Consider the following 13,870-nt stretch of genomic DNA (forward strand, 5'->3'; position numbering starts at 1 on the left):
CGACCTGCACGCTGGAGAGCCTGACTGAAGTATGGGTGAGGTATGGGTGAGACAGGTCAGCTGGCGGCGGCTCGCCGTGCAGACACGCAAGTGAAAGGTTGGCATGCCAGACTGACGACGGTGCCTTGCCTGCTGCCTGATGTGACCTTTGCGCGACCTGTGTGCCAGCGCCAATGCGAGCGGCGAGGCGAGAGCTGGCAGTCTCCCGGTGGCCAGGCACGATGGAATTGACGATGTGGCGTGCCAGTCCCTGGCGCGCCTGACATGCATGAGGGTGCCGTTCGCGGCGCCCGCTGGAGGTGACAACCCGCCGATGAAAAGCTCTGCTCCTGAGAAGGCCCCGCTGGTCAAGTTGCGTGGCATTTCCAAGACCTTTGGTGATCGCAAGGTGTTGGACAGCCTTGACTTGGATTTGAACGATGGTGAGTTCGTCACGCTGCTGGGCCCGTCCGGTTGCGGCAAGACCACCGTGCTGAGAATGATCGCCGGTTTCGAATCGCCGGATAGCGGCACTATCACGCTCGAGTCGACGGCCTTGCATGAGCGTCCCGCTCACCAGCGCCCGGTCAATACCGTCTTCCAGAGCTATGCGCTGTTTCCGCATATGAACCTCTATGACAACGTGGCCTTCGGTCTGCGCATGGAGAAGGTCGCCAAGGCCGAGATTCATGAGCGGGTGCGCGAAGCGCTGGAGATGGTGCAACTGGCCCATCTGTCGGACCGCCGCCCGGACCAGCTCTCCGGCGGGCAGCAGCAGCGCGTCGCGATTGCCCGCGCCGTGGTCAAGCGACCCCGCGTCCTGCTGCTCGATGAGCCGCTGTCGGCGCTGGATTACAAGCTGCGCAAGCAAATGCAGAACGAGCTCAAGCGCCTGCAGCGACGTCTGGGCATCACCTTCGTGTTCGTCACTCACGATCAGGAAGAGGCGCTGTCGATGTCCGATCGCGTGGTGGTGATGCGCGAAGGTGGCATCGAGCAGATCGGCACACCGCGTGAGGTCTATGAATCGCCGAGCACGCTGTTCGTGGCGCGCTTCGTCGGTGAGATCAACCAGCTGGCGGCACAGGTCGTGCGCCCCGCGGCGACGGCCGGACGCATTGAGATCACGCTGCTCGGTCAGACGGTGGAACTCAGCAGCCATGGCCGCGCCTATCAGGGCGGAGAGGCGGTGCAGGTGCTGCTGCGCCCGGAAGACATGCGACTCAAGGGCGCCGAGGACAGCGAAGGTTTCCCGGCACGGGTCATCGAGCGAAACTACAAGGGCATGACCTTGGACACGGTGCTGGAGCTGGACAGCGGTCAGCAGTTGCTGGCCAGCGAGTTCTTCGACGAGGATGATCCTGACTTCGACTATCGCCTTGGCGAGCGCGTACGTGTCAGCTGGGTGCCGGACTGGGAGATCATCCTGCCCGATGATGTGCCTGCCGTGACGGGAGCGGGTGCATGAGTCTGGCGCGCAATCCCTTCAAGACGGCCACCCTGACCGTCATCTGGGGCTGGCTGATCCTGCTGGTGCTGGCCCCGACGCTGCTGGTGGTGCTGGTCAGTCTGATGCCGGAAAACACCGGCCAGCTGCTGGGCGGTGAGCTGTCGCCGAGCACGCTGTGGCAGGGCTTCGTGACCAACTATGGCCAGATGATCAGCCCGGTGTATCTGGGCGTCTTCGGTCATTCGCTGTGGATCGGCCTGGTCACGACGCTGATCTGTCTGCTGCTCGGCTATCCCTTCGCGTGGATGATCTCGCGGGCCAGTCCGCGCCTGCAGCCCTTGCTGCTGCTGTTGGTGATCATTCCGTTCTGGACCAACTCGCTGATCCGCATCTATGCCCTGCGCACGCTGATCGCAACGCGCGGGCTGCTCAACGATGTGCTGATGAATCTCGGCCTGATCGATGCGCCGCTGCGTCTGCTGTATACCGAGGAGGCGGTGATCGTGGGGCTGGTCTACATGCTGCTGCCGTTCATGATCCTGCCGCTGTATGCCGTCTTCGAGCAGTTGAATCGCCCGACACTGGAGGCGGCCCGCGACCTTGGCGCCAATGGTCTGGCCACCTTCCGCCATATCGTGCTGCCACTGACCATGCCGGGCATCATCGCGGGCGTGTTACTGGTGTTCCTGCCGGCGATGGGCATGTTCTATGTCTCGGACCTGCTGGGCGGCTCACGCCATCCGCTGATCGGCAACATCATCAAGGGTCAGTTCCTGGAGGCCAACAACTGGACCTTCGGCGCGGCGATCAGCGTGATGCTGACACTTGTGATGGCGTTCCTGCTGTTGGCCTATTACCGCAGCGTCAAGCTCTTCAAGCGTGAGGTGACCCTATGAAGGCAAGGGCCGCGCTGCGTTGGTTCAGCCGCTGTTATCTGACGCTGATCTTCACGCTGTTGTATGTGCCGATCCTGGTGTTGATCGGCATCTCGTTCAATGACTCACGCAACCCCTTCGTGTGGGGCGGCTTCAGCCTGCGCTGGTACGACAAGCTGCTGAGCAATGGCAATCTGATGGAGGCTGCGCTCAATACGTTGTGGCTCGGGGTGACGGCGGCGACGCTGGCGACCCTGATCGGCACACTGACGGCCACCGCGCTTTATCGCTATCGCTTTCGTGGCAAGCCGTTGCTCAATGGCATGCTGTTCACGGTGATGATGATGCCGGACATCGTGATGGCGATCGCCTTCCTGGCGCTGTTCATTGCGTTGGGTATCCAGCTGGGCTATTTCTCGCTGCTGGTCTCGCACGCCACCTTCTGTCTGCCGTTCGTGGTGATCACCGTCTATTCTCGCCTGACGGGCATCAACCCGCAGTTGCTGGAAGCGGCGCGTGATCTGGGGGCCAGTGAAGCCCGCGCCGTCTGGCACGTGCTGGTGCCGGCGCTGATGCCGGCGATCGCCTCTGGCTGGTTGTTGAGCTTCACCCTGTCGCTGGATGATGTGGTGATCTCGACCTTCGTCACCGGGCCGACCTTCGAGGTGCTGCCGCTGCGCATCTACTCGATGGTGCGACTGGGGCTCAAACCTGAAGTGAATGCATTGGCAACCCTGCTGTTGGGGCTGTCGCTCTGTCTGCTGTTGATTTCACAGTTGTTGCTCAAGGAGAAAAAATAACATGCAAGGTTCCCGTTTCCCGCTGCGTGCCGCTGGCCTGATGGCTGCCGTCAGCCTGGCTTCCGTGGCCACATCCGCCCCCGTTCTGGCCGCGGATGACAGCGACAAGGTCCTCTACGTCTACAACTGGACCGAGTACATGCCCGATGAGGTCATCGAGCGCTTCGAAGAGCAGACCGGCATCGATGTCGTCTACTCCACCTTCGATTCCAACGAAGCGATGTACGCCAAGCTCAAGCTGCTGGACAGCGACAACAGCTACGACCTCGTCTTCCCGTCGACCTATTACATCGACAAGATGGCGCGTGAAGGCCTGCTGCAGAAGCTGGATGTCAGCAAGCTCGACCACTTCGAGGACCTCGACCCCAATCTGGTCGATCGTGACTTCGACAAGGGCAACCAGTACAGCGTGCCTTACATGTGGGGTAGTGCCGGTATCGGTTACAACCCGGACTATGTCGAAGAGGGCGCGCTGACCAGCTGGAACGACCTGTGGAACGACAAATATCGTGACAAGCTGCTGCTCTCCAACGACATGCGCGAAGTCTTCCATGTCGCATTGGCAAGCCTCGGCTTCAGCGGCAACACCACGGACCCCGATGAGATCAAGGCGGCCTACCAGAAGCTGTCCCAGCTGATGCTGAATGTGCGTGCCTTCAACTCGGATGCGGCGCGCGTGCCCTTCATGCAGGGCGAGGTCGATGCCGGCCTGATCTGGAACGGTGAGGTCTATCAGGCCAACCAGGAAGGCGTGCCGGTCGAGTATGTCTATCCCAAGGAAGGCATTATCCTGTGGATGGACACCATGGCGATTCCGTCCAACGCGCGTCACGTCGATGCGGCCTATCAGTTCATCGATTACCTGATCAGCCCGCAAGTCAGCAAGGAAATCAGCGAGTACGTGGGTTACACCACGCCGAGCCTGGCGGCCAAGAATATGATGGACCCGGAAGTGCGTGACAACCCGGTGGTCTTCCCGACTCAGCAGGATCTCGCCCGCGGCGAATTCCAGACCGATGTCGGCGATGCGCTGTCGATCTATCAGAAGTACTGGGAGCAGCTCAAGACCGGGCATTGATCCGCCCTTGATGCGTGATGACGCAAGAAATCACGTCAGCGACTTGAGCTGAACCGACGCCCCGAGGCATGCTCTGTCTCGGGGCGTCGTCGTTTGTCGACCTTGGCTACGCGCTCCACGTAATTGACACGTCCTGGTGAAGACTGGAGGGTGCCATGTCACGTTTTTCCCCTGCAATGATGTCGGCGGCGCATGCCCGTGAGTTGAGCAGTGCCGAGGCGGATGATCTGTTCAGTCGTGAGATGCAAGGCGTTGCTCCCCTGACGCGCGGCAAGGACCGCGCCGATGTCACCACTGTCCGCAAGGGCCCCAGCGAGGCTCAGCTTGCACGGCGTGAAGACGCACAGAAGGCCGTGGGCAACGAGCTGGACGGGCTGTCCGACAGCTACGTGGAGCATCTCTCGCCGCACGACCCGGTCGAGTTTCGCCGCGATGGCATCCAGACCGGTGTGCTGGAGCGCTTGCGCCAAGGCGGCTACCCACCTGAGGCGCAGCTCAATCTGATGCGTCGTCCGCTCATCGAGTGTCGCCGTGAGGTGCATCGCTTCATCCAAGATGCCTGGCGCAGCGAGTTGCGTTGCCTGCTGGTGATTCATGGCAAGGGGCGTGACAGCGAATCGCATGCCGCCTTGATTCGTGCCTACCTGGTGCACTGGCTGGAGCAGATGCCCGAGGTGCAGGCCTGGAGCAGTGCCACGCCGCGCCATGGTGGGTTGGGGGCGACGCTGGTGATGTTGCGCAAATCCCGCGCGGCGCGTGACAACAACCGCGAACGGCACCAGAAGCGGCGCGGCTGATCGCCACGAGCAGCAAATCCCGCAAGCAGGCGAATCCGTAACAAGCAGACAGACACAAGAAAGCCCCGCCAGGCCGCGATCATCGCGAACTGGCGGGGCTTTTCATGCTCATGGCTCAAGCAGACTATTGCACGCTGTAACCGCGACCAGTGAAGCAGGCACTCAGCGCGCGGCGATAGGTGTCTGCGTTGCTGGCGGTCACGGGCGGTGCCGCGGAATTGGCTTCAGCGCCACTCTGCTGATTGGCCCAGCGATGGCACTCATAGCGGTCACGCGCTTGCTGGTCTTCGCTCTGGCCCTTGGTGGGGTAGGCGATGACATCGACCGCCGCGGCCGTGAGTGTCGCCTGAGCGGGGGCCTGGACGGGCAGATACTGCTGCTGGCTCTCTTCCCACAGGTAATAGGTGCCTGCCGCCAGGAAATACAGCGTAGCGCCCACCCAGACACCACGCGCCCCTGCGGGCAGGCCATGACCGTGCCCCGGGCCACCCGGTGCCCAGCGAATCAGCCGACCGGGCTTACCATGCCCGATCACGATGTCGGGGCCTATGTAGCCCGGACCATCGAAACGCCCATGCCCTGGTCCGGCCATAGCAGACGTGGCCGGCAGGGCACTCAACAGGGCGAGAGCCAGCGCGAGATAGCGTAGGGGGGCCTTGCCGGAATGACGATTGCGACTCATGCGTATACTCCTGTATGGACAGCATGGCAATTGAGTGTGCTGATGGTGTTGGGTGCCAGCGTGCAAGCATCAAGAAAACAAATGGCATTGTGCGCCAAGAGCGTGGCGAGAAGTTGGACGGTAGTTGGACAAGACATTGGCTGCTTGGTTATTAGATGATATTATTTCCAAACGATCTGATTATTTTTTTTCATTATAGTGTCGTGTGCCAGCAAGGCGTCGACACCGGTCATGACTGCCTTGCAGTACACTCACAAGGAAATCCTCATGCGCAATACTCCTGCAGCGGGCGGTGGCGAATCCGCCAGTGACGCGCCGCGCTCCGGCCTGTTTGCCAAGGTCAACCCACCGGTCTTCTTCGGTGCCAATGCCATCGTATTGATGCTGGTCATCTTCACGGCGGCCTTTTCCGGTACCGCTATGTCGATATTCGAAGCGGTTCAGAGCTGGATCACCAACACGGCAAGCTGGTTCTACATTCTGTGCGTGGCGATCGTACTGATCTCGGTGGTGTATGTCGGCTTCTCACGCCATGGCGAGATTCGCCTGGGGCCGGACCACTCATTGCCGGACTACAGCAACGTCACCTGGTTCGCGATGCTCTTCTCGGCGGGCATGGGCATCGGTCTGATGTTCTTCGGCGTGGCCGAGCCGGTGATGCACTTCCTCAATCCACCGACAGGCACCCCGGAGCAGGTCGAGACCGCGCGTGAAGCGATGAAGCTGACCTTCTTCCACTGGGGGCTGCATGCCTGGTCGATCTACGCCATCGTCGCGCTGATTCTGGCCTACTTCAGCTACCGCCATGACCTGCCGCTGACGCTGCGCAGTGCCTTGTATCCTCTGATCGGCAAGCGCATCTACGGCCCGATCGGCCATGCGGTGGACATCTTCGCCATCGTCGGCACCGTCTGTGGTGTCGCGACCACGCTGGGCTACGGTGTGGCACAGGTCAATGCCGGGCTCTCGCACCTGACCGGCATGCCGAACAACGACTGGACCCAGGTCGCGATCATCGTCGTGATCACCGGCCTTGCCACCATTTCGGTCGTGACCGGCCTGGACAAGGGCATTCGTATCCTGTCCGAGATCAACCTCGGCCTGGCCGTGGTGCTGTTGTTGTTCGTGCTGCTGCTCGGCCCGACGGCCTTCCTGCTCAAGGCATTCGTGCAGAACAGCGGTTTCTACATGGCGGATATCGTCGGCAAGACCTTCGAGCTCTATGCCTATGAACCCAACGATTGGATCGGTGGCTGGACGCTGCTCTACTGGGGTTGGTGGATGTCCTGGTCTCCGTTTGTTGGCATGTTCATCGCGCGTGTCTCGCGTGGCCGTACCATCCGGGAATTCGTGATCGGCGTGCTGTTCGTGCCGGCCGGTTTCACCCTTCTGTGGATGACCATCTTCGGCAACACCGCCATCTCGATGATTCTGGAGCAGAACGTCACGGCGCTGGTCGACACCGTCAACGACAACTATTCGCTGGCCCTGTTCACCTTCCTTGAGCAGCTGCCGCTGTCGTCCATCACTTCGGTGATCGCGTTGGTGATGGTCATCGTGTTCTTCGTTACCTCGGCGGACTCCGGCTCGATGGTGGTCGACATGCTGGCCTCCGGCGGTCGTGAAGACACCCCGACCTGGCAGCGTATCTACTGGGCCTTCGCGGTGGGTCTTTTGGCCATCGTGCTGATGCTGGCTGGTGGTCTGGGGGCGCTGCAGACAGCCACCATCGCCACCGCCTTGCCGTTCGGCATGATCCTGCTGGCCGCGATATTCGGGCTGCTGCGTCAGCTCAATCTCGAGTCCGTCAAGCGCCGTTCTCTGTCGGTTAACACTGCCGCCGCGACGCCGATGGGCGAGAAGGGCAACTGGCGCAAGCGTGCCCAGCACCTGATGAGCTTCCCGACGCGCGCCATGGTACGTGGCTTCCTGCGCGGCACTGTCGCGGAAGGCATGCAGGAGCTGGCCGAAGAGCTGCGCAGCCAGGGGCTGGAAGTCGACGTCACCACCAGCCGTGATCGCGTCTACTTCAATGCACGCCACGGTGAGGAAGATGACTTCGTCTACGGGGTGCGTATTCGTTCTCATCTGCGTCCGGACCTCAATCTGGATCAGGAAGACGAGGGGGATGAAGAGGATTACTGTCGTGCCGAAGTCTTCCTCAAGGAAGGCGGTCAATCCTATGACCTGATGGGCTACAGCAAGGACCAGGTCATCAATGATCTGCTCGAGCAGTACGAGCGTCATATGCACTACCTGCACCAGTTACGTCTGAGCCAGTCGGTCGGTCAATGATCCGGACGGGCAGTCAATGACACTTCTCGGGTCGCCATGACGCAAGAGCCCCTTGTGGAGAGATCCGCCGGGGGCCTTTGTCAGTCTGTATGAGGTTCCCCTGAACGAGGTTCCCTGAAAGAACCGGCTCGGATAGGACCCTTGTCCAAAGACACCAGAATGTGAGCCTTTTGTCGGTTCAGGCATTAGCTCTGCTTATTCAGGCGGCGTCGAGATCTTATTGGTCTCGCAAGCGGGTGGCCTTTAGCATGGATTTTCCCCCATAAAGTCGCATATCGGCTGGAGCCAGATGACATGCCGCGGTGTTGTCTCCTGCCAGGATTCTCGCCCATGACTGACCGAAGGCGAGCGCGATCTGCCCGCAATGTCTCCATGACGGCTGAGGTTCCCTGAGCCCCAGCATCCGCAGTCATGAACAACGATACCGCTGTCATCAACGACGATAGCGGCATCATGAAAATGATAATAAATACCCGTCACGAGGTAGAAACATGCTGAAAGGAAAGGAACTGGATGCACTCATCGAGCAGCGAGGTGTCCTGAAGGGACTCAACTCGACGCTCGGTATCACCGCGATCACCATGACCGTGTTCTTCATTCTCTATGCGATTCTGTTGGGCAAAACGGCCAGCGAGCAGTTTCTGGGCATCAAGTCCTGGATAGAGAGCACCTTGGGCTGGTACTACGTGCTGGTGATGTTCTCGACCTTCGTGGTCTGTCTTTACGTGATGTGTTCGCGTGTCGGCAAGATTCGGCTGGGGCGTGACGATGAGCGTCCCGAGTTCAGCAATTTTGCCTGGTTCTCGATGCTGTTCGGCTGCGGGACCGGCGCAGGCATGCTGTTCTTCTCGATGTCCGAGCCCATGATCCATTTCGCGAGTGATTGGAGCGGCGGCAATCCGTTTTTGAGTGCTGACGTCAAGGCGGCCGTTGCCGCCTTCTTCGAGGCCAAGCAGGTCGCCCTGGCGAGTGGTCTCATGCCGGGAGACGAAGGCTTCCCGGTGCCTGACAGCCGCGTCGCGGAAGCGGCCGCCGGTGGCATCAAGCTCACCGTCTTCCACTGGGGCACGATCGCCTGGGCCATGTATGCCATCGTCGGGCTGTCACTGGCCTATTTCGCCTTCCGCAAAGGGCTGCCGCTCTCGATGCGCTCGGCTCTCTATCCGCTGATCGGCAACCGGATCTACGGGCCCATCGGACACACCGTCGATATCCTGACCGTGTTCGGCACCATTTTCGGCATCGCCACGACGCTCGGTCTGGGCGTCGAGCAGATCGGCTCCGGCCTGATGTCACTGGGCCTCATCGAAGAGAAGTCGCGCATGGTGACCGTGGTCTCCATCGTGTTGATCAGCGTCATTGCCACCCTGTCAGCGACCAGCGGCGTGGCACGTGGCATCAAGCTGCTTTCCACCTTCAATACCTGGGTCTGCCTCGGCATCCTTGCCTACTTCCTGCTGGTGAGCGACGCCAACTATCTGATTGCGAGCTCGATCACCGCGCTCGGGGATTACCTCACCGATGGCGTCTCGATGACACTGTGGACGGCGCGCACGCCGGACGAGCAAGTGTGGCAGGGTGGCTGGACCATCTTCTACTGGGGCTGGTGGATCGCCTGGGCCGGTTTCGTCGGCATGTTCATTGCCCGCATCTCGCGCGGCCGGACCATTCGTGAATTCATTCTCGGGGTGATGGTCATTCCCTCCGTCGTCGCGCTGGTCTGGTTCGGTGTCATCGGCTCGGCGGGGATCTATCAGTCCCTGTACGGGGCCGACATGGGCATCTACACGGCTGCGGTCACCAACTGGGACTACGCCGGCACCCTCTACCACTCGTTCGATGTGCTCACACCCGGCATCGCCGCGACCGTGGCCAAGGTGGCCGCGCTGGTCGTGGTGATCATCTTTTTCGTCACGTCTGCGGATTCCGGCACCCTGGTGCTGGGACGCCTGCTGGCCTTCGGTCGTCGCCCTCCGGTTCAACAACGCATCATCTGGGGCATGATGCTGGGCGCCGTGACCTTGATCCTGCTGTTGCTGGGGGGCGATCAGGCGCTCAAGTCCCTGCAGGCTGCCTCGATCGCCGGCGCCTTGCCGTTCACCTTCGTGCTGATCGCGATGATGTTCGGGCTGTTGAAATCGCTGCGTGCGGATGGCGAGTCGCTGATCGAGAACGAGGAGCACATCCGCAAGATGATCGAGAACGAGGTCCGCGACCTCTCCTGAGTTGCCGTTTGTCAGACGTATGCGCCTGACGCGTGCGTTCGGAGTGCAAGACATGAGGCCTCTGCCCCCTGGGCAGGGGCCTCGGTGTTTCTCGCTTTCAGGTCAGGGCCGTTTACCTCCTGGGCTCAGGGCTGTTTCCCTGCTCCAGAGCAGGCCTGCGCATGTCACCAAGGTCGCAAGGCAATATCAAACGTACGTATGTTCCAATGCTGGCAGGTCCATCGATTCCGCCAACGGCGCGCAGCTTCGGTTTGCGGCTATGCTGTCGACAGTGAAGGGCCAACAGGCTGACACTCACCCGACGGAGCCCCAGCAGCGTCTCACCACGATGACTTACGACGTCTTGCAACGACGTCTACAACAACAAGGTAGCGGGGGCAGTGACGCCGAGCGCCCCACGTACTGATCAAGGAGCAACGCCATGCATGATCCCATAGCGGCTCGACCCGATGAGTCAGGCAAGTCCACTAACGACTCCATTAATGACTTGAATACACAGCCTGCCCGCCTGGCAAATGCCTCGCCCGACGTTTCGAGCGCACAGGCAACGACAGGCGACATGAGCGGCATGTCGTGCCTGCGGTCTTCCCAGGAGGTGGATTTCAGCGGCTACGACTCCCTGATGGACATGCTGGAGAAGGCCTGCTCGGCGCATGGCGAGCGCCCTGCCTTTACCTGCATGGACCGCACCATGACCTTTGCGGAGCTGGATGCCACCAGTCGTCAGCTGGCGGACTGGTTCCAGCATGAGACCGACCTCCAACCGGGCGATCGTGTCGCCATCCAGTTGCCCAATACGCTGATGTTTCCGGTGGTGGCCTTCGCCGTGCTGCGTGCAGGCCTGGTGCTGGTAAATACCAATCCGCTGTATACCGAACGTGAGATGGAGCATCAATTCAATGATTCCGGCGCGCGGGCGTTGGTAGTACTGGCCAACATGGCGGATAAGGTCGAACGCGTGCGGGGGCGCACTGGCCTTGAGTACGTGCTGGTCTGTGAATTGGGCGACATGCACCCGGCCTTCAAGCGACTGCTGATCAATACCGTGGTCAAGCACGTCAAGAAGCTGGTGCCGAGTTACCACCTGCCTGACGCTATTGCGCTGCGCACGGCCATCTCGCAGGGCAAGGCCGAGCGCTGGGAACGGCCGACACTGGCACTCGATGATATCGCTGTGCTGCAGTACACCGGCGGCACCACCGGGGTCGCCAAGGGCGCGATGCTGACTCACCGCAACCTGCTCGCCAACATGCTGCAAGGCAAGATGGCCCTGACGCAGGGCTTGAACCCCGGCCACGAAACGCTGGTGGCGCCGCTGCCGCTCTATCACATCTACGCCTTCACCATTCACTTGGCCTGCATGCTCAGTGAAGGTAATCACACCCTGTTGATTCCCAATCCGCGCGATATCCCGGGCTTCGTCAAGACGCTGCAAAAGCACGACTTCACGATGTTCGTCGGTCTCAACACGTTGTTCGTGGCGCTGTGCAACAACCCCGGCTTCCAGGCACTGGATTTCTCGAAGCTCAAGATCACCACCTCAGGGGGCGTGGCGCTGACGCGCAAGGCGGCAGAAGAGTGGAAGCGGGTCACCGGCAGCGATATCTCCGAGGGCTACGGCATGACCGAGACCTCGCCGATCGTGTCGTTCAACCCGCTGGATGCCATTCAGCTCGGCACCATCGGTCGGCCGATGCCTTCCACCGAGGTGCGCCTGTATGACGATGAGGGTGCACTGGTCGCGATGGGGGAGCCGGGCGAGCTGTGCGTGAAGGGGCCGCAGGTGATGAAGGGGTATTGGCAGCGTGAGCAGGCAACCAAGGACAGCTTCACTACCGATGGCTTCCTGCGCACAGGGGATATCGCAGTCTTCCAGGACGATGGTTATATGCGCATCGTCGATCGCAAGAAGGACATGATCATCGTCTCCGGCTTCAACGTGTATCCCAATGAGGTCGAGGACGTCATCGTGCGTCACCCGGATGTGCTCGAGGCGGCCGCCGTCTCGGTGGTGGATGAGCGCAGTGGTGAAGCGATCAAGCTATATGTCGTGCTCAAGGACGGCGCAGAGCTCGAGGCGGATGCGCTGCGTGACTGGTCGCGCAAGGAGCTGGCCAGCTACAAGGTGCCACGTCAGGTGGTCTTCATCGATGAGCTGCCCAAGACCAACGTTGGCAAGGTGCTCAGGCGTGAACTGCGCGATTCGCCGCCGGAATCTGCCTGACCTTGCCGTTGATATCTCCCTGTTGGTGACAGCCTGAAATACGGAGTCTGAACACTGCTCTTGAAACACGAACGCCCCGCTCATTGAGCGGGGCGTTCGTGTTTACGATGTATGTTTCAAGGCCAGGCGCTGTTGAGAGCGCCTGAGCCTGCTTCAGGCGTCCTTCTTGTGCTGGGGCGCGTTATATATCTCGAGGTCCAGCTCGTTCTCGGACTTGCCGACCAGGGTGGTGACCATCAGATCGCCCGCAACATTCACGGTAGTACGTGCCATGTCGAGGATACGGTCGATACCGGCGATCACCGCGATGGCTTCCAGCGGCAGGCCTACCTGGCTCAATACGATGGAGAGCATGATCAAGCCGGCACCCGGTACACCGGCGGTGCCGATGGAGGCGAGCGTACCGGTCAGCACGATCATGCCGTAGTCCATCATCGACAGCTCGATCCCGGTCATCTGGGCGATGAACAGTGCCACCACGCCCTGATAAATGGCGGTGCCATCCATGTTGATGGTCGCGCCGACCGGCAGCACGAAGCCGGAGACACCTTCCGAGACACCGAGGTTCTTCTGGGCGCAGCGGATGGAGATCGGCAGGGTGCCGGAGCTTGAAGCCGAAGAGAAGGCCACGACCAGCGCATCGACGATACCGCGCAGATAGCGCACCGGGTTCAGCTTGCCCAGCGTCGCCAACAGGCCGGAGTAGACCACCAGTACGTGCACGATGCTCGCCAGATAGGCCACGCCGATCACCTTGGCCAGCGGCAGCAGCACATCCAGGCCGTAGTTGCCGGAGACGTGCGCCATCAGGCCGAAGACACCGAACGGCGCGAAGGCCATCACGAACTCGGTCAGCTTGTACATCACTTCGGCGAAGCTGTCGAAGACGCGCACGACCGGCTCGCCCTTGTCGCCGATCATGATCAGCGAGATGCCGATCCCGATGGCGAAGACGATGATCTGCATGATGTTGCCGTTAGCCAGCGCATCGATGGGGTTGCTCGGCACCAGGTCGACCAGAATCTGCACCAGTGAAGGCGCGTCCTTGGCTTCCATCGCCTTGTCGAAGTCGAACGTGAAACCGTTGCCCGGCTGGAAGATGCTGGAGGCCAGCATGCCGATGGCGATCGCGAAGGCGGTCGTCAGCAGGTAGAGGGCGATGGTCTTGCCGCCGATGCGGCCCATCTTCTGCGGGTCACGCATCGAGGTGATACCGACCACCAGGGTGCTGAAGACCAACGGTACGATCAGCATCTTGATCGCATTGATGAAGATATCGCCCAGCGGCTTGAACATGCTGGCGCTTTCTCCCATCAGGGCGCCAGCGAGTATCCCCAGGGCGAGGCCGCCCAGGATCTTCTGCCACAACGGCAAACGGCGCCACAGGTTAGGGCGGGAGGAATCACTCATGGAACTGTCCTTAGGTGTCTAGCGATGATCATCGCTGATGATGCTCAGGGCGCGC

At 60.9% G+C, this 13,870-nt stretch carries 10 protein-coding genes; 8 read left to right on the forward strand and 2 right to left on the reverse strand.

The window, feature by feature from the left end:
- The first annotated feature begins 313 nt into the window (after positions 1–313).
- The 5 genes from potA (at position 314) to smrA (ending at position 4,979) form a co-directional block, all read left to right on the forward strand.
- Entirely contained in the window at positions 314–1,447 is a 1,134-nt protein-coding gene (potA, locus tag NH396_RS11275; RefSeq protein ID WP_253063685.1) for a spermidine/putrescine ABC transporter ATP-binding protein PotA, read from the forward strand.
- Positions 1,444–2,325, forward strand: coding sequence for a spermidine/putrescine ABC transporter permease PotB (gene potB, locus NH396_RS11280; RefSeq protein ID WP_253063687.1), 882 nt, complete (start codon positions 1,444–1,446; stop codon positions 2,323–2,325). The genes potA and potB overlap by 4 nt, the downstream gene beginning before the upstream one ends.
- A complete protein-coding gene (gene potC, locus NH396_RS11285) occupies positions 2,322–3,104 on the forward strand; it encodes a spermidine/putrescine ABC transporter permease PotC (protein WP_253063689.1) in 783 nt (260 codons plus the stop codon). Before potB ends, potC begins: the two co-directional genes overlap by 4 nt.
- 1 nt (position 3,105) lies before the next feature.
- A complete protein-coding gene (locus NH396_RS11290) occupies positions 3,106–4,182 on the forward strand; it encodes an extracellular solute-binding protein (RefSeq protein ID WP_253063691.1) in 1,077 nt (358 codons plus the stop codon).
- A 155-nt stretch (positions 4,183–4,337) separates the two neighbouring features.
- Positions 4,338–4,979: a DNA endonuclease SmrA gene (gene smrA / locus NH396_RS11295; protein ID WP_253063693.1), complete on the forward strand. Its 642-nt coding sequence runs from the start codon at positions 4,338–4,340 to the stop codon at positions 4,977–4,979.
- A 124-nt stretch (positions 4,980–5,103) separates the two neighbouring features.
- Here the strand turns inward: smrA and NH396_RS11300 are convergent, their stop codons facing one another.
- Entirely contained in the window at positions 5,104–5,661 is a 558-nt protein-coding gene (locus NH396_RS11300; RefSeq protein WP_253063695.1) for a hypothetical protein, read from the reverse strand.
- A 267-nt stretch (positions 5,662–5,928) separates the two neighbouring features.
- On the opposite strand from NH396_RS11300, the gene betT reads away from it, so the two are divergent.
- From betT to NH396_RS11315, 3 genes are all read left to right on the forward strand, one after another.
- Positions 5,929–7,956 (forward strand): choline BCCT transporter BetT, encoded by a 2,028-nt coding sequence (betT, locus tag NH396_RS11305; RefSeq protein WP_253063697.1) that lies wholly within the window; start codon positions 5,929–5,931, stop codon positions 7,954–7,956.
- A gap of 491 nt (positions 7,957–8,447) precedes the next feature.
- The gene (locus tag NH396_RS11310) at positions 8,448–10,181 is read left to right on the forward strand and encodes a BCCT family transporter (protein ID WP_253063699.1); all 1,734 of its coding nucleotides are present in this window, start codon (positions 8,448–8,450) and stop codon (positions 10,179–10,181) included.
- A gap of 559 nt (positions 10,182–10,740) precedes the next feature.
- Entirely contained in the window at positions 10,741–12,405 is a 1,665-nt protein-coding gene (locus NH396_RS11315; protein WP_253063701.1) for an AMP-binding protein, read from the forward strand.
- A 153-nt stretch (positions 12,406–12,558) separates the two neighbouring features.
- Here the strand turns inward: NH396_RS11315 and NH396_RS11320 are convergent, their stop codons facing one another.
- Positions 12,559–13,815 carry a dicarboxylate/amino acid:cation symporter gene (locus NH396_RS11320; protein ID WP_253063703.1) on the reverse strand — a complete coding sequence of 419 codons (1,257 nt, stop codon included), beginning with the start codon at positions 13,813–13,815 and terminating at the stop codon, positions 12,559–12,561.
- Positions 13,816–13,870: the final 55 nt, after the last annotated feature.

It is taken from the genome of Cobetia sp. Dlab-2-AX, from assembly GCF_024124625.1.
Lineage (GTDB): Bacteria > Pseudomonadota > Gammaproteobacteria > Pseudomonadales > Halomonadaceae > Cobetia.